The sequence below is a fragment of the Acinetobacter sp. 1294596 genome, from assembly GCF_000582925.1.
Taxonomy (GTDB): Bacteria; Pseudomonadota; Gammaproteobacteria; order Pseudomonadales; family Moraxellaceae; genus Acinetobacter; species Acinetobacter radioresistens.
Window position 1 is genome coordinate 1 of the sequence record NZ_JFCC01000052.1, and the last position, 18,695, is coordinate 18,695.

General features: G+C 40.2%; 12 protein-coding genes and 2 pseudogenes. 11 read left to right on the top strand and 3 right to left on the bottom strand.

Annotated elements, in window-relative coordinates; genetic code table 11:
• The first annotated feature begins 310 nt into the window (after positions 1 to 310).
• The 3 genes from J502_RS13965 (at position 311) to J502_RS13975 (ending at position 1,621) form a co-directional block, all read left to right on the top strand.
• A complete protein-coding gene (locus J502_RS13965) occupies positions 311 to 619 on the top strand; it encodes a BolA family protein (protein WP_034684677.1) in 309 nt (102 codons plus the stop codon).
• A gap of 18 nt (positions 620 to 637) precedes the next feature.
• Positions 638 to 1,027, top strand: coding sequence for a SirB2 family protein (locus J502_RS13970; RefSeq protein WP_005405841.1), 390 nt, complete (start codon positions 638 to 640; stop codon positions 1,025 to 1,027).
• A gap of 201 nt (positions 1,028 to 1,228) precedes the next feature.
• On the top strand, positions 1,229 to 1,621 hold the full coding sequence (locus tag J502_RS13975) for a hypothetical protein (RefSeq protein WP_034684680.1): 393 nt from the start codon (positions 1,229 to 1,231) through the stop codon (positions 1,619 to 1,621).
• A 393-nt stretch (positions 1,622 to 2,014) separates the two neighbouring features.
• Here the strand turns inward: J502_RS13975 and J502_RS13980 are convergent, their stop codons facing one another.
• A complete protein-coding gene (locus J502_RS13980) occupies positions 2,015 to 2,665 on the bottom strand; it encodes a DedA family protein (RefSeq protein WP_005017356.1) in 651 nt (216 codons plus the stop codon).
• Positions 2,666 to 2,973: 308 nt separating this feature from the next.
• Between J502_RS13980 and guaA the strand changes: the two genes are divergently transcribed.
• From guaA to J502_RS13995, 3 genes and pseudogenes are all read left to right on the top strand, one after another.
• Positions 2,974 to 4,542 carry a glutamine-hydrolyzing GMP synthase gene (gene guaA, locus J502_RS13985; RefSeq protein WP_034680079.1) on the top strand — a complete coding sequence of 523 codons (1,569 nt, stop codon included), beginning with the start codon at positions 2,974 to 2,976 and terminating at the stop codon, positions 4,540 to 4,542.
• A gap of 253 nt (positions 4,543 to 4,795) precedes the next feature.
• Positions 4,796 to 5,677, top strand: a pseudogene (locus J502_RS13990) (pirin family protein); the annotation flags it as partial.
• A 99-nt stretch (positions 5,678 to 5,776) separates the two neighbouring features.
• Positions 5,777 to 6,430: a glutathione S-transferase gene (locus J502_RS13995; RefSeq protein ID WP_005405336.1), complete on the top strand. Its 654-nt coding sequence runs from the start codon at positions 5,777 to 5,779 to the stop codon at positions 6,428 to 6,430.
• Between the two features lie 69 nt (positions 6,431 to 6,499).
• Here J502_RS13995 and J502_RS14000 read toward each other — a convergent pair whose 3' ends face one another.
• Positions 6,500 to 7,123 carry an SPOR domain-containing protein gene (locus tag J502_RS14000; protein WP_034684685.1) on the bottom strand — a complete coding sequence of 208 codons (624 nt, stop codon included), beginning with the start codon at positions 7,121 to 7,123 and terminating at the stop codon, positions 6,500 to 6,502.
• A gap of 21 nt (positions 7,124 to 7,144) precedes the next feature.
• Positions 7,145 to 8,935 carry an arginine--tRNA ligase gene (argS, locus tag J502_RS14005; RefSeq protein WP_005017341.1) on the bottom strand — a complete coding sequence of 597 codons (1,791 nt, stop codon included), beginning with the start codon at positions 8,933 to 8,935 and terminating at the stop codon, positions 7,145 to 7,147.
• Positions 8,936 to 9,127: 192 nt separating this feature from the next.
• Between argS and J502_RS14010 the strand changes: the two genes are divergently transcribed.
• From J502_RS14010 to J502_RS14030, 5 genes and pseudogenes are all read left to right on the top strand, one after another.
• Entirely contained in the window at positions 9,128 to 9,415 is a 288-nt protein-coding gene (locus tag J502_RS14010) for a DUF2798 domain-containing protein (protein WP_005017339.1), read from the top strand.
• A gap of 849 nt (positions 9,416 to 10,264) precedes the next feature.
• Positions 10,265 to 11,959, top strand: coding sequence for an NAD-dependent malic enzyme (locus tag J502_RS14015; protein ID WP_034684688.1), 1,695 nt, complete (start codon positions 10,265 to 10,267; stop codon positions 11,957 to 11,959).
• A 140-nt stretch (positions 11,960 to 12,099) separates the two neighbouring features.
• A pseudogene (locus tag J502_RS14020) lies at positions 12,100 to 15,417 on the top strand (type VI secretion system Vgr family protein).
• Positions 15,418 to 15,427: 10 nt separating this feature from the next.
• Positions 15,428 to 17,473 carry a peptidoglycan DD-metalloendopeptidase family protein gene (locus tag J502_RS14025; RefSeq protein ID WP_034684692.1) on the top strand — a complete coding sequence of 682 codons (2,046 nt, stop codon included), beginning with the start codon at positions 15,428 to 15,430 and terminating at the stop codon, positions 17,471 to 17,473.
• A 12-nt stretch (positions 17,474 to 17,485) separates the two neighbouring features.
• Positions 17,486 to 18,187, top strand: coding sequence for a hypothetical protein (locus tag J502_RS14030; RefSeq protein ID WP_005017325.1), 702 nt, complete (start codon positions 17,486 to 17,488; stop codon positions 18,185 to 18,187).
• Positions 18,188 to 18,695: the final 508 nt, after the last annotated feature.

Below are 18,695 nucleotides of genomic sequence, written 5' to 3' on the forward strand. Positions count from 1 at the left end.
CTTGGCAAGGTTGTGCTCTACCAACTGAGCTATTCCCGCGTGCCGCTTATAATACATTATGGAAGATACCGGTCAACATTTTTCTACAGAATATTGAACTGATTGCATAAAATAAAATCATTTTAAGCTATTTAAATTCAACTTTTATCATCTTTTAGCCTGTTTGCCTTGCCATTCAGCACAAGGTAGTTGGTTTTATATCGAGGTATAACTATAAAAAGATGTAAAACATAAAGATTTTACTAAGGTAAGCTGGCTGAGGAACACGTATACTTCAATTCCACTCCAATAATCACTCAGAGGACTAGTTATGAGCCTAGAACAGCAACTGATTGAACGATTACAGACTTTGTCACCTACTCATCTTGAGGTAGTTAATGAATCTTCAAGTCATGGCGGTTATTTCCCGGGTAAAGAAACACACTTTAAAGTTATTATTGTCAGTGAGTCTTTTATTGGCCTGCGATTGGTACAGCGTCATCAGAAAATTTATGCTCTGACGGCAGATTTGATGAGTCCTGGCAATATCCATGCCTTGTCTATTCATGCTTACTTACCGACTGAATGGCCGGGGATTGCACCTGCAAGCCCTGAATGCGCCCATGCGCCTAAAGTTTAACAAGAGTATAAATTATACATGGATACTCATCTGTTCTTAAAAATTATACATATGAGCAGTGCCACACTAGCTCTGATTGTTTTTGTGCTGCGTGGCCTGACCCTGTTTATCGGAACACAGGGCAACCAGCCAAACCCCATCGGACGTAAGATACTGGTCGCACTACAGCACTTATCCTTTAGCCTGATCATTTTAACAGGTATTATTTTATTAGTGATGAATCAGTTTATGGTACAGCCTTGGTTTTATGCCAAGATTATTCTGTTTATCGTTCTGTTTTCCTCGCTCATGAAGGCTTTCCGCAAGGATGATTCTATATTGTTAGTACAGCGTCGAGCCGGTTTGGCCATTGGTTTATTTGCTTTTATTGCCATTATTTTACTCGTGACCATTAAGCCAAACTTTTAGCACGCTATATACAGCTTGAGTAGCGGTGTGGTTAATTTATAGACCGGTTAAAGGAGCTCATTTCAGAGATTTCCTTTGTAATTAAATCAGCACGTATATATGCCATCCCATCTCATCACGAATTTCTTACTGAATATGATTTGACCTGGTTGGTAGACAGATTGTTTAATAAAGAGACAAGCTTTGAGTCCGGAATTCTCAATGAAAAGAATCTATTTATCTGTGGTTGCTGTATCGGCCTTGTTATTAAGTGCCTGTGCAACCCCTGTAAAACCCAGCTATGTTTCTCCCACTCAATATCAGGCATTAAACTGCCAGCAATTGCAGAGTGAATATAACCGTATTCAACAATATCTCGATCAGGGCGTAACACCTGCTACACGTACAGGTGTAGGTTTAGGTGTAGGAATTGGAGGTGGTTGGGGCAGCCATGGTGGCTGGGGAATCGGGCCATCTGTTTCGGTAAATATGGGGCAGTCCTCAAATACAAAGCGGCCTGAAACCGCGCGTCTTTTGGGTGAACAAGAAGCTATTGCACAAGCTGCCCAGTTTAAAAACTGTCCGATCCGGCTGGTTAAACGTGCTACCACCTAAGCTAAAATATTTATATAACTCTGCTTTTTAGTATGGGTATTTGAGAAAAAGGTTATAACTGACTGTGCCTCTATGGCTGTTATAAATTATCGGCTATATATCAAATTTAGGGTCTCGCTATTTTGAAGCAGAAAGTGATAGATCCTCAATATTATGATCGCTCATAATTTAGATATATTTATCCAGCTCAGGTTCTTGTTATAGAGTTGTCTACCTTCTAAAGATGTATGGCGGATATTGTACTATAGAACCGTTATAATCTTTTTGAATACCTTGTTAATGTTAATTTTCTGAATTAAAGCAGATGTATTCTTGAAGTTAATATAGCCGATCATTTTAAAAGATCGGCTATATTTATAGGGTATAAATGATGATGAAAAGTTGTGATAGCACTTAACTTTTTTCAGCCACTGTTCGTCTATTTATAATTTTTTGCCGGATAAAACCAATAATACCAGGCAGAATACTTAAAATAATAATACCGAAAATCAGATGAGTAAAATTATCTTTAACAATAGGCATGTTACCGAACAGATAACCTAATGCAATAAAAGATCCAACCCAGCAAAAGGCCCCAACAATATTATAACTTAGAAAATATTTATAGTTCATGCTACCGGCCCCTGCTACAAAGGGTGCAAAAGTCCGGGCAAAAGGAATAAAACGCGCAAAGATTACAGTTTTACCGCCATGCCGCTCGAAGAAACGCTGGGTTTTAAACAGATGTTCTTTATTGATAAAACGCGAGTTGATTTCAAAGACTTTAGGGCCCACTAACCGACCAATATGATAATTAAGTGTATCGCCCAGTACAGCAGCAATAAATAGCAAGATACCCAGCACCCATGGATCCATCATGCCGGTAGAAGCAGCAATTGCACCGGCTGCAAATAACAGGCTATCTCCGGGTAAGAAGGGCATGACGACCAGACCTGTTTCGACAAAAATAATCAGGAATAAAATTGCATAAATCCATATGCCATAATCGCGGACAAATTCGAGTAAATGCTGGTCAACGTGTAAGATAAAATCGAGGAGTTCCATGGGAAAAAACAAGCATATGGGGTGACCAAATCCTAGCAGTGCCTATACTGAAAGTCAGCAGCAAAATATAAAAAAATACATTTATATAGGGAGTTCAAAAATATCAATAAACTCTTGAGGAAAGAGAAGAGTCATTCAATATAAATCCTTGAAAAACAGATTAAGGCCTATTTTCTGTTTTTTCCCCTATTAAAAAAGCCCATCATCAAAAAATTTTAAAAAATTGATATGTCTGAATAATGTGCTTAATACATCAAAAAATGCTAGAATAGCGCGCTTACTTCGATTGCCTTTCATAGTTGTTTGTCATGACTACCAATACCCAAATTACTGAAGACCGTATTCTGATTCTGGATTTCGGTTCTCAATATAGCCAGCTCATTGCACGCCGTGTTCGTGAAGCAGGCGTATATTCTGAAATGTATGCTTATGACATGTCTGAAGAAGACATTCGTGCTTTTAACCCGAACGGAATTATTCTGTCTGGTGGCCCTGAAAGTGTCCACGTAGAAGGTAGTCCGCGTGCACCACAACTGGTTTTTGAGCTAGGGGTGCCGGTACTGGGAATCTGCTATGGTCTACAAACCATGTGCGAACAGCTGGGTGGCAAGGTAGAGCCTGGTGTGGTGCATGAATTCGGTTATGCCGAAGTAGATATTCTGATTCGCGACGGTCTGATCGGACAGCTGCAAGACCGTGAAAACCAGCTGCATGTCTGGATGAGCCATGGTGACAAAGTGAGTCAGCTACCAGCCGGTTTTAGCGTGACTGCCAGTACGCCAAGCTGTCCAATTGCTATGGTTTCTGATGAAGAACGCCGCTTCTATGGCATCCAGTTTCATCCAGAAGTAACACATACCTCTAAAGGTGCAGAGTTACTTTCCAATTTTGTACATCAGATCTGTGGCTGTCGTGGTTTATGGACTCCAGAACATATTATTGATTTGCGTGTAGAACAGTTACGTGAACAGATTGGTAATGAAAAAGTATTGCTGGGACTTTCAGGTGGTGTAGATTCATCTGTTGTGGCAGCATTGTTGCATAAAGCGATTGGAGACCAGCTAACTTGCGTATTTGTCGACAATGGCCTTTTACGTCTGAATGAAGGCGATCAGGTTATGCAGATGTTTGCGCAGAATATGGGAATCCGTGTAATCCGTGCTGCTGCTGAAGAGCGCTTCCTTGGCGCATTGGCAGGGGGAGGTGATCCAGAGAAAAAACGTAAAATTATCGGCCGCGAGTTTATTGAAGTTTTTGCTGAAGAAGCACGTAAGCTCGACGGTGTAAAATTCCTGGCACAAGGTACGATTTATCCAGATGTGATTGAATCTGCTGCCAGCAAACAGGGCAAGGCCCATGTGATTAAATCGCATCATAATGTAGGCGGTTTACCAGATGACCTGGCTTTTGAACTGGTTGAACCGTTACGTGACCTGTTTAAGGATGAAGTACGTAAACTGGGTACGACCTTAGGCCTGCCGCATAGCATGATCTATCGTCATCCATTCCCGGGCCCGGGCCTTGGTGTGCGTATTCTGGGTGAAGTGAAAAAGGAATATGCTGATATTCTGCGTCTTGCTGATGATATTTTCATGCAGGAATTACGTGCCAGTGGCTGGGATGACAAGACCGCGCAAGCATTTGCTGTATTCCAGCCTGTCAAATCTGTGGGCGTAGTGGGGGATGGCCGTCGTTATGCATGGGTGATTGCACTGCGTGCTGTGGAGACAGTTGACTTTATGACAGCACGTTTCGCTCATTTGCCTTATGACCTGGTAGACCGTATATCTACCCGTATCATGAATGAAATTAAAGATGTATCACGTGTGGTATATGATGTGTCATCTAAACCACCTGCTACGATTGAATGGGAATAAACAGGCTATTTACAGGGTGAAGCAATTTATTAGGGTTTTCTATAAATCAGTTTTAAAATGCTCTAGTTAGCTGGCTTAAAATATCCCTTATTAAAAAGGACGCGAAAGCGTCCTTTTTTATGCGGAAAATTTACGTTATAACCGAATCAGATCAAGCAGATTTCATATAAAACATGATAAGAGTATAAAGATGAATAAATCAGGGACCGGAACTATAGAGCCGGCAGAGCATATACTGCCGCATGCAACTCAATTACAGGAAATACCTACCCGTACCGCTGAAATTGGACAGGGCACTGTAATTCAGCGGGCACTGCCCAGCCGTTATAAACGTATGATTGGTGCATGGTGTTTCCTAGATCATGCGGGACCAGCCACATTTAAACCGGGGCAGGGCATGAAGGTGGGGCCGCATCCTCATATCGGACTGCAAACTTTTACCTGGATGATTGAAGGAACGGTAATGCACCGGGATAGTATCGGCTCTGAACAGCTCATTGAGCCGGGACAGGTCAATCTGATGACAGCAGGATATGGAATTACCCATACCGAAGTTTCTCCTGAGTCAGAAACCAGGATGCATGCTGCTCAGCTCTGGATTGCCTTACCTGATGAGCAGCGCAACATATTACCTAAATTTGAACATTATTCTCAGCTGCCAATTGTGGAAAAGGATCAACTACAATGTACTGTACTGGTCGGTGAATTTTTAGGACAGTCTTCTCCGGTACAGGTTTATAGTCCATTGCTCGGTGTTGATTTAAAAGCTAGAGAAGATAGTCGGCAGGTTTTTACTTTAAATCCACAATTTGAATATGGTTTTCTTGTTCTAGAAGGCAGTGCACAAGTGAACGGCCATGAATTACATACTCAAAATATACTGGTATTGTACCCTGGTCTGGAAGAGATTGAACTTGAATTAAATAAAGATGCCCGTCTTTTATTGATAGGCGGTGCACCATTTGAAACGCCAATAGTCCTGTGGTGGAATCTGGTTGCACGAACTTCTGAAGAAATAAGACAGGCGCGTGAGCAATGGGAGAAACATGATCACCGTTTTGGAAACGTTGAGGGTCATGCTGGACCGCGACTTAAAGCGCCTCCTGTTCCCGGACAAATGCGTCCTGCCAAATAAGTCCCCTAATGACTGGTAATAGTATATAAAATAATAGGCTAACTGCTGTTGTTTTGATAATTTGATTTTTATAAACACAATAAACTCAGGAATAAAACCATGCTAACTCTACACCATCTGGAACAATCCCGTTCGTTCCGTATTCTTTGGGCTCTAGAAGAGTTAGGTCTAGATTATCAGATTGAATTTTATCGCCGTCAGCCAGATTATACCGGCCCAGATAGTTTAAAGGCCATTCATCCATTGGGTAAAGCCCCTATCTTAACAGATGACGGTCATGTACTGGCTGAGTCTGGTGCAATCCTGGAATACCTGCAAAGCCAGTATGATCAAGAATCACATTTTAAGCCAACCGATCCTGCTGCTCTGCGTGATTATATTTACTGGATGCATTATGCCGAAGGTTCACTGATGCCTTTACTGGTGTTTCAACTGGTGATTTCAAAAGTAGGAGAGCGGGTCCCTTTTCTGATCCGTCCGCTTGCCAATAAGATTACGGATGGTATCCGAGCCGGATTTGTTCAGCCACGCTTGAAAGATCATATTGCTTTTCTAGAGCAGTATCTGGGTCAGCATGAGTATGTCGCGGGCCAATTCAGTTTTGCCGATATTCAGATGAGTTTTCCGCTTGAAGCGATGGCAACACGTCTACAAGGACATTATCCCAATATACAGAAATATTTAGCCCGAATTCATGTGCGTCCCGCTTATCAGCAGGCTAAGGCACGGGACCCGGAACAGGCTCAAGTATAACTGTATTTATTATTTATCAGCTATAAATAAAAAAAGGATGCGGCCGCATCCTTTTCTATTTTTTCAGGTCTAACGTTTTACCACAATTGAATCAATACCACTATGCTGTAAAGTCTGCTGTGCAATGACAGCAGCTTCCTGTGAGTCATACGGCCCAGAAATGACCCGATACCAGGTTTGGCCATTTTCAGTGGTTTTGATGACATCAGCAGAAAGACCATTCAGGATAATTTCAGCACGGCGTGCATCAGCACTGTCAGGATCTGGAAAACTGCGTACCTGTAAAATAAACGATGGCTGACGTGGTGCAGGCGCTTCAGTCACATCCAGGCTACCATCTGCCGGTGCTGCATCTGCCGGTGTGGCAGGTTGTACTGGTTCAGGTGCTTCTACGATCACTACAGGTGCAGTATCTTTAGTGGTCTCAGGAATAGCCTGTTCAGGAATCGGTGTAACCTGCTGTTGTGGCAGCAAGTCATAGAAACGGTAATCCTTGTTGGTTTCTTCCTGGTAGTGCTCGGAGGTAATCTGGTTTTTCGGTTTAACCGGTTCCCACGGTTTCCAGAGCATCAATATAACTGCCAGGCAGAGTACAGCCAATATAGCGACCAGCGTCCCCAACCATTTCGGAATCAGGGGCTGCTTTGGCTTGGTTGACCGTTCAGATACACCGCGTTGCGTTTTTCCAAACACGTGGAAACCTCTCTTGTTATTTTACATGGTAGTCGGTGCAGACACACCGAGCAGTTCCAAGCCATTACGAAGTACTTGCTGAACATTTACAGAAAGTAGTAGACGGGCCTGAGTCAGTTCAGCATCATCACCAAGTACTTTATGTTCATTATACCAACCGTGGAAAAGCGCTGCCAATTCCTTCAGGTAGTTACCGACCTGATGCGGCTCATAAACATTGGCTGCACGAATCACAATATCCGGGTAAGCTGCCAGCTTGGCCAGCAGTTCAGTTTCTGCATCAAGTTCCAGGCGCGGTGCATGGCTACGTGCTGTAGAGACATTCAAAACAATACCATTACTCGCGGCTTTTTCTAGCATACGGCAGATACGTGCATGCGCATACTGGATATAATATACGGCATTATCTTTACTTTGCGAGACTGCAAGGTCAAGGTCAAAGTCAATATGCTGTTCAGATTTACGCATTACATAATAAAAACGTGCTGCGTCATTGCCAACTTCTTTACGCAGGTCACGCAAGGTTACAAACTGTCCGGAACGCGAAGACATCTGAACCATTTCACCACTACGCCATAAACTCACAAACTGTACCAGTAAAACAGTCAGTTTCTTTGAGTCATAGCCCATTGCCTCAATTGCAGCTTTTACCCGCGAGATATAACCATGGTGATCTGAACCCCAGATATCAATCAGGTCGGTATAACCGCGTTGCAGTTTATTCAGATGATAGGCAATATCCGAGGCAAAATAAGTGGTCTGGCCATTACGGCGTTTTACTACACGGTCTTTTTCATCACCAAATTCGGTTGATTTAAACCAGATGTTGCCATCTTTTTCATATAAAAAGCCGCGTTGACCCAAGGTTTGTAGGGCTTCATCAATTTTTTCAGTGAGCGAAGCTTCACTAAACCATTCATTAAACGTTACACCGAACTCGCCCAGATCATCTTTAATATCATCTAGAATGGCTTTAAGCGCTGCCTGGTGAAACACTCGATAACCTTCACCCAGTAAGTGCTGGGCATTAAAAATCAGGCCATCAATATGCTTTTCTTTATCACCAGAGAGAACGACTTTATTACCTTCACTGTCTGGCTCAGCAGCATATTGAACATCTTCCGGAACATCTTTATAGACATCAGCGACTAGGTGTACATAAGTTTTACCTTTCAGGTCGATAATGCCCTGTGCGATTTCCTTGACATAGTCACCTTGGTAGGCATTTTTAGGAAAAACTAAATCTTGTCCTAACAGTTCAAGATAACGCAGGTAAGTAGAGGTCGCCAGAATATCCATTTGACGGCCAGCATCATTGACATAATATTCGCGATCAACCTTTGCACCTGTCGCCTCAAGCAAAGTAGCGACGGTCATGCCGTAAGCAGCACCACGGCCATGACCTACATGCAGGCTAGATGTCGGATTGGCAGAGACAAACTCAACCTGAATTTTTTTCGCAGCATTAACCTGCGTGCGACCATATTGGTCTTTTTGAGCCTGAATCTGGTCGAGTACCGCAAAGCGCTGGTCAGCATTTAAAAAGAAATTGATAAAGCCCGGACCAGCAATTTCAGCTTTGCTAATGTCAGCCACTTCAGGCAGGTTCGCCAGAATTTTTTCAGCCAGATCACGCGGCTTCATACCAGCAGCTTTTGCCCCGATCATGGCAATATTAGATGCGAAATCGCCATGACTGCGGTCTTTGGTTCGGGTCAGGCTACTGCTGTTGGTCCACTCAGTGGGGAGTACCCTTTGGTTCTGAAGGGATTGTACTGCATGATCAAGAGCTGCTTGTATTGCCGTATTCATAATCAGTCGAAAAATAAGTATCGCGGAAAGAGAGCAAATATAACAAATTTCCAGCAGCTTGGGGGAGTGCATTTACAGGGATTAAAAGCGCTTTGGCCGTTTCATTACAGGAAATGCTATAATGCTGCTTATTTTCCTCAAGAAATCTGGAAAATATTTTATAAATTTATATTAAAAACCTAGAGTTATACCATGAACCAAACGCGTGCGACCATTATCGGCAGTATCCCGAAGTTACCGGCAGCATGCGCTGCCTGGATAATACCTCTTATTTTATCCTGCCTGATGAGTGGAATAATTTCCATGATTAATCTTTTACGCAGTTTAGGTTGGGTCGAAAATTTCTTTCATCTCTGGTTTAGTGCCTGGATGTTATCTTGGCTGGCTGCATTTCCAGCGGTACTGATCCTGTTGCCACTGGTACGCCGTATAGCCGGCCTGTTAGTTGATATGACCCCGCCATCTCCACCTCAGCGTTAATTAATTCCGTGCGGTCAGTGGTTTTTCTAGCAGTTCAGCGTGGTTAAGATGAAAGGTATAAAGGTTGCGGGAATAGTAGACTTTATTAATTTTTATTATTTTGGACTTTTGTTTGAACATATTCCGCTTCTGGAAGATGATAAAGCGCAAAGGGATTGGCAGTTTTTATTGTCGGGTAAGAGAAGAGCCGGATCTGTCTAATCTCTAGTTTATTAGTCTAGACTTATTCACTGCTGCTCCTACAAATAGAAAGCCAGCTTTTGATAAGCTATCTGACCATTGAATTCAAAAGATAAAATATAATTTTGCTCAGGTTTATTTTGAAGAATGTAAACTTTCTCTTTTTTATATAAACCTGCTGGATTCTTCAGAATGTGTCACTGAGCTGTCCCAATAGACTGAGAGTGATTTTATGAATATCTACTATGCCTTTGGGCTAAAATTTAATCATTCTTTTTTTATGTTTAAAACAGAGCTTAAATCTTCCCTTATTTTTAAAATGGCTCAATAGTTGCCATCTGCAGCCAGAAAAATACTAATCAACAATAAAATCAAAAAGTAGAGCTTTATTATTAGTCATTATTATTTTCAGAGAGTTAAATAGCACAGAAGTATAACAAAATAAAATTTCATCAGAATCCTGTTCAGGACAATATAAAACCAGATCCAGTCTTTGACAACTTTCTTATTCTCTATGTAAATACTCTCCATATCAGTATCACTGTTCGAAATACCCATTTTATATAAAAAGCGCTTAAGCTAAGGGTTAAATCAAGTGAATGAAAGTTGAAGACTGGACAGATCCTTACATTTTAGTCAATCTGGACCAAGTCTATAGGTATGAGATAAATGACCACAGAGCAAAGCAAGCATCCATTATATATTCCGTATGCTGGCTACACCCTATTAGAACTCCCGCTATTAAACAAAGGTTCTGCCTTTACCGAAGAAGAACGCAGTACATTTAATCTGCACGGTTTAATTCCGCATATTATTGAAAGTATCGAAGAACAGAGCCAGCGCTCTTATCAACAGTACTCTTCTTTTAATGATGCAATCAATAAGCATATTTATTTACGAAATATCCAAGACACCAATGAAACCTTGTTTTACCACCTGATCGAGAATCATCTAAGTGAGATGATGCCGATAATTTATACACCGACAGTGGGTGAGGCCTGTCAGCGTTTTTCTGACATATATCGTCGACACCGGGGAATTTTTATTTCTTATCCGGACCATGAACATATTGATGACATCTTGCAGAATGTCAGCAAAAAGAATGTAAAAGTTATCGTTATTACAGATGGCGAACGTATTTTGGGCTTAGGAGACCAGGGTATTGGCGGAATGGGGATTCCTATTGGCAAGCTCTCTTTATATACCGCATGTGGCGGAATCAGCCCGGCTTATACCTTGCCTATTACCATTGATGTGGGTACCAATAACCAGCAACTCTTAAATGACCCGATTTATATGGGATGGCGACAGCCACGTATTACTGGTGATGAGTATTATGCCTTTATTGATCAGGTGATTAATGCCATTAAACGTCGCTGGCCAAAAGCCTTAATTCAGTTTGAAGATTTTGCTCAGAATAATGCAATGCCAATATTGCAGACTTATCGCAACAAAATCTGCTGTTTTAATGACGATATTCAAGGAACTGCAGCAGTATCGGTAGGAAGCCTGATAGCAGCCAGCCGTGCTGCCGGCAAACAGCTTAAGGATCAAGTTGTGGCATTCCTGGGTGCAGGCTCAGCCGGTTGCGGTATTGCTGAGCAGATTGTGGCACAAATGGTTGCGGAAGGTTTAACTGATACCGAAGCACGAGCACGTGTTTATATGGTCGACCGTTTTGGCCTGATTACTGAAAACCAGCCAAACCTGCGGGATTTCCAGCGTAAACTGGCGCAGCGTGCAGATGTCATTGCCGACTGGGCTGATATGGGTGAAGTTATCTCTCTACTGGATGTAGTCAGAAATGCTCAGCCAAGTGTATTGATTGGAGTATCTGGGCAGCCCGGACTATTTACTGAAGAAATTATTAAAACTATGCATGCGCATTGTGAGCGTCCAATTGTAATGCCACTTTCTAATCCGACTTCTCAGGTTGAGGCTGTACCCGCCGATATTATCCAGTGGACGGAGGGGAAAGCTTTAATTGCAACCGGTAGCCCGTTTGCACCGGTCAATTATCATGGCAAAATTTATGAGATTTCCCAGTGTAATAACTCATATATTTTTCCAGGTATTGGTTTAGGTGTAATTGCCTGTGGCGCCACCCGGATTACAGATAGCATGCTTATGGCTTCGAGTAATGCCTTGGCAGATTGTTCACCTATGTTAATTGATCCAGAGGCAGACTTATTGCCGAGTATTGATGAGATTCAAAAGGTCTCTAAAATTATTGCTTTTAAAGTTGCGAAAGCAGCTATGGAAGCTGAAGTTGCTCCTCTCATTAATGATGAGCTCTTACAGAAGTGTATTGAAGAGAACTTCTGGAAACCGGAATATCGTCGCTATAAACGAATTCCTTTTTAACTTTAAGTAAATTCAAGGAGCTTCGGCTCCTTTTTTATTATTCAATAAAAAAGACTTTAACCCCAAAGCTGGACGATTACGGCAATCTTGCATTAAAATGCGCCCAATTTATAACATCAATAATTAAAAAGAAGGCAACCATGCTGAAGAATATTTATTCTCTTTTTGAGCAGATGGGGTTAGGCGCATTAAAACGGGCCCTGCATGTCCAGTTTTCTCTTCCTGAACTTAACCAGCAGGTCTTTCTGCAACGTATTGATGGGCAGCATCGTATCAATCATGGTTTAAAAATAGAATTAATTTGCCTCTCAACTAATGCACATCTTCCGTTAAAGCAATTTATTGGTTGTCAGGTAGCAGTTGACCAAGTGACTGATACCGGGCAACTCAGCCGCAATTCGGGCATCATTACCCAAGCCAGTCAAGGTCAAAGTGATGGAGCGCTCAGCGTTTATAAACTTGTCTTGGAAGATGGCACTGTTCTCTGGCATAAACGTCGTAACAGTCGGGTGTTTATGAATAAGAGTGTACCTGAAATCAGTGAAATTCTATTCAAGGAATGGCAAGCCAAAAGTCCATTATTTGCAGCTAGTTTGAGTCTGGATTTAAGTGGTCTGTCCCAAAACTATGATGTACGTCCTTTTGTAATGCAGGCTAACGAGACTGATTATGAGTTTATAACCCGTTTGTGGCGTAGCGAGGGCATTAACTGGCTGGTCGATGAGCAAAGCTATCTGGTTGCACACCCGTTACAGGAAATTCAGCCACAGAAATTACGTTTGATTGATGACAACGTGCATTATCCAGCGCTTAAACGTGGCCTGATAAATTTTCATCGTAGTCATGCGACTGAGCGTTTTGACAGTATCACCAATCTGACGGCCTACCGTAATCTTCAGTCAACGGCTGCCCATGTACAACGCTGGCAGGCAGATAGTTTAAGTCAGGATGAAGGGAACGGTTCGGTACTAAGTACACATCAGCACAGCGAACAATATGCCAATGAAAGTCTGAGTCTTGAACAGGCCTGGTCAACCAGTCCAGCCTGGATTGGTGACCTGAATGGTGCAGACCAGTCAACCGTTTCAGGTTCAGCACAGGTAGAGAAGCTGAATTCTATCTTTAACCAGTACCAAGATAGTCAGGCTAAATATTTTAAGGCAAGCAGTAGTGTACGGGATGCACAGGTCGGTTACTGGTTTGAGTTAAATGGGCATCCTGAAATTGACCAGCATACTGGAGCTGACAAACAGTTCCTGATTTATGAAAAAACCTTTTATAACCAGAACAATTTACCTAAAGATATACAAAGCCAGATTGACCGCTTGATCAGTATTAAAGACTGGTTATCTTCAAACGATGAGCGACAGGCCAATGAACTGGTCCTGATACGCCGTCAGGTAAAAGTTGTTCCTGAATCCCAGCCGCTGGTCCATCGTCCACCTGCCTATCCACAACGTGCTCGTGTCGTCGGGCCAGAAGGCGAAAGTATTCATGTAGACCAGTGGGGCCGTATTAAAGTCCGGTTTCTGTTTACTAGGGTAGATGACCATAGCCATGATGGAGGAGCCGGCAGTAATAATAATGATACTGACTCAGCCTGGGTAGATGTACTCACACCATGGGCGGGAGAGGGATATGGGGCCCGCTTTTTACCTCGTGTTGGTGAATTGGTGGTGATCGATTTTTTTGACGGCAATGTAGATCGCCCATTTATTATAGGGCGTATTCATGAGGCAGAGCGTTATCCGACCCGTTTCGATATTAAGGGGCAACTACCTGATACCAAAAAACTTAGTGGTATTCGTAGTCAGGAAGTTAATGGTAGTGGTTTTAACCAACTACGATTTGACGATACCACCGGTCAGATTAGTACCCAGCTACAAAGTAGCCATGCAGCGACACAATTGAATTTGGGAAATCTTAGTCATCCTAAAGACAAAGCGGTTAGCAATAGCCGAGGTGAAGGTTTTGAACTTAGAACCGATGCTTGGGGAGCATTACGTGCTGGTAAAGGAATGCTAATCAGTACCTATCCACAGGAACAAGCCATAGCTGACCATCTGGAAGCTACACAAGCCCAGTCTTTACTGTCGGAAGGCTATGAAAGCATGAAGATGCTAAGCGAAATTGCTACCAAACAGCAGACTGATGCATTAAATGTGATTAACCGCTTACCAAAACTTATCCAGTCACTTGAACTAAAAACTACAGGGCAGGCGTTAAACAGCACACTGAACTTATTTAAAGAAAGCATGAGCAATGATCCAATCCATGCACTAAAAGATTGTGGCGGGGTTTTTTAAGAAAAAGGGTCTTTTGGCGGGGGTGTGAAAGGGGGTATAGATGAATTCAATACATTTTTTACTGATGCTAAAGATGCAGTGGAGAACTTAAAAGAGTTTATTGAAAATGTTGAGGAGCATGGTGCTGATATTGTAAAAGGCAAGCTTGCCAGTATTAAAGACCAGATTCAGCAGAACCCATTTGAAAGTATTAAAGAAGTGGGAAAAGTCTTGGCAAATGTAGATATGAAAGACTTTGACCTAATGAGCGTATGTGGAACCTTTAGTAAAGGTAGCAAGCTGCAAATCACTCCTTCTAAAGCATTGAGTTCGTTACAAGGCTTTATGGAAGGCTATACCCAAGGTTTAGAAAGTAGTCCCGACACTAAACAGCAAGAGCAGGGCAAAATTTTTAGACAGGCATTGATGTTATTAGCTTCACCAAATGGTATTGCTTTAACGACACCTGAAAATATTGTTTTGCAGGCCTCTCAGGATATTGCCGAGAGTGCCAGTGGTTCAATTAACCTGAGTGCGCAGAAGAATATTATTGGACATGCACAGGACAAAATCAGCCTGTTTGCTGCACAAAATGGGCTCCGCGCTTATGCAGCAAAAGGGAAGCTCGAGCTACAAGCACAAGACGATGCGATTGAGGCGATTGCCAAGAAGGTCATTAAACTGATTTCTACTGAGGAAAAGATTGAAATCACCAGTCCTAAAGAGATTGTCCTGACAGCAGGTGGCTCTCAGCTGAAGATCAATGCCAACGGTGTGTTTTCAACCACAGGCGGTAAGTTTGAGAGTAAGGCTGGGCAGCATTTATTTACTGGTGGAGCTAAAGTTTCATATGAGGTACCTGAATTACCAAAAATAGGGCTATATGCTGTTGATTTCTTATTTTCAAGTTTAGCAGGTACGGGGATAGGAAATGCAAAAATACAGATGTATGAACCAGATAAGAAAGAAATTATTTGGGAAGGGATAACAGATTCAATAGGGAAAAGCAACTTATCAGTGCAAGAAGAATCAAAACGATACGAAGCATTGATTGGTTTTGATGAATGGTCAAGTATCTTTGACGATGAGGATAAATACGAAGAAGAAAATGACGATGAATTTGAAATTGGTGAACATGGTTTACAAGCTGAAAAAAAAGATTTAGAACAATAGGTAATTCTATATGTCAAAAGTTTATATAGTTAAATCTGGTGATACTCTTTGGGGAATCTCAAAAAAACATCATATTACAGTAAAAGAGCTTGCGAGAATTAACTCATTATCAGGCAGAATGATTCATAGCTTAAAAGTAGGACAAAAAATTCATTTAAAAGAAGACTCTGGTATTAGCCATAAATTTGAAACCCAATTAAAAATAGTCTTAATGGATCTTTCTTTTAAACCAATCTCAAAAGCTACAATTCAATTGGATTTTGATGGTAAGAAAATTATAAAAAGTACAACTAATGGTATATTTGATGATATAGGAATAGAAGACCATTCTAAGGGATTAAAAGTATTCTTCAAAAATATAAATGGCAACTTTGATTTAATTGCTGACCATAAAATGCTACCCTTGGGTCGAAAAGTCTTAAAATTAACTTCAAGAAAAATTAAAGTCGAAGGGTCACATTATGTAAAAGATGGGTTACTTAACGAGACTGTATCTGAAATTAAAAATAATTTGAAAAGAGTAGGTAAGCCGATAGTCGATGGAGTCTCTTCAGTGATTGAAAGTCTATCGAGTACAAAAAATCCTCATCAGCCGCAAAGAACATCATCTAAAGAAAAAAATCAATTGCCTGAAGAAAGACAGGAGCAGAAACGAACTGATGCCGGTAATAGTACACATATAATTGCTGCACAATTTACAGAAGATAATTTTTTATTAAAGCCAGTTAATAATAAATATAGAGCTTATATTGTGAGTGCTGCTAAGCGACATGGTTTTACCCCACATTCATTGGCAGCTGTTATTGATGCTGAAGCGGCAAAAATAAAAAAAACGGGGGAGTGGAATATTAATAGTAAAGCAAATTCTAGTTCCGCTGCTGGATTGACTCAGTTCTTAGATGAAACATGGCTCGCTATGTGCAATGACAGGAGTTCTTTAGTTGGGCAATATGTGAAAAATAATCCCAAATTAACTAAAGAACAAAAATTAAATTTGAGGTTCAATGCAGAAATGGCCATTGATGCTGCCGCTGCGTATGCTGTTAGTAATTTTAAAACTTCTGGTCTTCCTTATCAGAATTTAACTGAGCCGAGTTCAATGGCAAAATTTGCTTATTTATTGCACCATGAGGGAGCTTCAGGAGGAAAGAATTTCGTCTTAAATACTCTAAGCCCCGAACGGGCTAAGAAACTATTGTTTATTCAATTTGGTAAAAATGGTGCTAAACAGGCTGAAGAATTCTTAAAAAGGTATAAAGGAGATGCGAAAGCGGCTTATGGAGCGTGGCTAAGAAATTATATTGATGGGCACATCAATATTTATCAGTATGTCGTCGATAAGAGTAAAACTTCGGGCATAAATCTAAGCATGGAAGAAACTATTAAGCTATTAAAAGGACAGTCAATACCAGCACCTATTCCTAAAGAGCAAAAAGTAAATTCACAAACTACTAATGCTCAACAATCAGTACCAAAGAGTGAGAGTAGTAATAAGCCTCAAGTTCAAAGTGATGAGAAAACTGTTGGCTGGGATGAAGGATGGCATGATCCTTTACTACAATGTAAATTAAGAACAGCAGGATTAGCAAATGCGAAAGGAGCTACATTTGGTAAAGTGAGAAATAATGGAACCAAGAATCATCAGGGCGTTGACTTACAGGCTAATCCTGGTACAAAAATATATGCCGTATGTGGAGGGGTGATTGTTTTTGCTAAGGACTCTGGTGGTGCGTATGGTAAAGTTATTGTTTTAAGGGTTGATATAAATGATTTAGCGGAAAAACAAAAAAAATATGCTCAAAGTAAACTTACAAAAAATCAATATGTCTACTTTTTTTACGCTCATTTGTCAGATATTAATGTGGCTAAAGAAGATTCAGTGGATACTGGAGAGGAAATTGGAAAGACAGGTTCAACTGGCAATGCGAATAAGATGACGGCAATTTCCAATGGTGCTCATCTTCATTTTGAAGCTAGGAGTGCTCCTTTATTAGGCGTTGGACTGGATGGAAGGATTGACCCTATACCATTTATAAATGCGAATTTACCGTATTGATTTGAGGTTTTTATGAAATTTATGAACACTTTTGCAATGATAATCGCTTGTGGAGTTTCTTTTAATGTTTGTTATGCAAAAGAAAATCCTTCATGGAGTGATTATTTACAAGATTCTACCCAAATAAAATCGCCTGTAGAATATATAGATACGTATAATAAATATTCTGTTATTAGCCCCAATTTTAAAATAAAATTAACTGATTTTGGTAATATTAATAAAACAAAGAAAAATATTAACTACACATTAAAAAAATATGGGGTTCAAGTTTTAAATGGAAAATATGTATATAATGTATTTGAAACAACAACCCCTTTGAAGTCTAATGTTGATTTTACTTTGCTATATCATGATAAAGATATTGTTGCTTTTAGAATAAAAGAAATTAGTACTATTGATTATGTTAGAGTTCCTTTTAAAAAATTTCAGGTCACAACTTATTTATATAATATAAAAAATAATAATTTTACTGAAATACCAGTAATACTCTCTAATAGTGATGAGGGTAATGAGAAAACAGATCTACTCATGGGTGATCAGGTAACATATGATGCTAAGAAAGGACAGTATACGTATCTTGCAAATATTAAAACTTATAAAGATGAAAAAATTTCACCATTTAAGATTACTGTGAACGTTAATCTAAAATGTATTTCATCAACTTTAGGTTGCGAAACTACAGGTGTTTTGGCAGCTGAAAAGCAAATTAAATAATTTAACCTTTAGAGATTATTTAACAGCTAGGCTCTGTATTCATAAATTGCAATAAAGTTAGTAATAATGAAAATTTATCTACTAACTTAATTATACTTGTATAAATTTTAGGATACTCAAATAATACAGCTATAGCAAAATATATTTACAAAATAAAAAAATATTAGGGTGATTAAACAAACTATATTCTCAAATTTTTATTGAGCACGTAGAAAAATCTGAAAAAAATACAGAAAAATAAGTAATATACAAGACTATTCTTATCAAAAATGAAAATTTTAGAAGAATTTCCTGTTCAGGGTGGATAATAGCAAGGTGAAATATCCTAATTTAGAAAATTCTAGATTTATATCGAAGAATAATAATGTGGTATATTCTATAGCTAAGAAATATATATATAAATTAAGAGGTTAAATCAGAATTTTACCTGATAACCTTAAGTAAAAAATAGAAATAGAAAAATAGGTGGTTATTATTCAATTGATAGCATAGAGTCTATAAGGATAAG

What these genes read in the sequence shown, in the direction of transcription:
- J502_RS13965 (WP_034684677.1), top strand. Translation starts at nt 311, where the DNA reads ATGAGCCTAGAACAGCAACTGATTGAACGATTACAGACTTTGTCACCT.
- J502_RS13980 (WP_005017356.1), bottom strand. Translation starts at nt 2,665, where the DNA reads ATGGAACTCCTCGATTTTATCTTACACGTTGACCAGCATTTACTCGAA.
- J502_RS13975 (WP_034684680.1), top strand. Translation starts at nt 1,229, where the DNA reads ATGAAAAGAATCTATTTATCTGTGGTTGCTGTATCGGCCTTGTTATTA.
- J502_RS14030 (WP_005017325.1), top strand. Translation starts at nt 17,486, where the DNA reads ATGAAATTTATGAACACTTTTGCAATGATAATCGCTTGTGGAGTTTCT.
- J502_RS14015 (WP_034684688.1), top strand. Translation starts at nt 10,265, where the DNA reads ATGACCACAGAGCAAAGCAAGCATCCATTATATATTCCGTATGCTGGC.
- guaA (WP_034680079.1), top strand. Translation starts at nt 2,974, where the DNA reads ATGACTACCAATACCCAAATTACTGAAGACCGTATTCTGATTCTGGAT.
- argS (WP_005017341.1), bottom strand. Translation starts at nt 8,935, where the DNA reads ATGAATACGGCAATACAAGCAGCTCTTGATCATGCAGTACAATCCCTT.
- J502_RS14025 (WP_034684692.1), top strand. Translation starts at nt 15,428, where the DNA reads ATGTCAAAAGTTTATATAGTTAAATCTGGTGATACTCTTTGGGGAATC.
- J502_RS13970 (WP_005405841.1), top strand. Translation starts at nt 638, where the DNA reads ATGGATACTCATCTGTTCTTAAAAATTATACATATGAGCAGTGCCACA.
- J502_RS14010 (WP_005017339.1), top strand. Translation starts at nt 9,128, where the DNA reads ATGAACCAAACGCGTGCGACCATTATCGGCAGTATCCCGAAGTTACCG.
- J502_RS13995 (WP_005405336.1), top strand. Translation starts at nt 5,777, where the DNA reads ATGCTAACTCTACACCATCTGGAACAATCCCGTTCGTTCCGTATTCTT.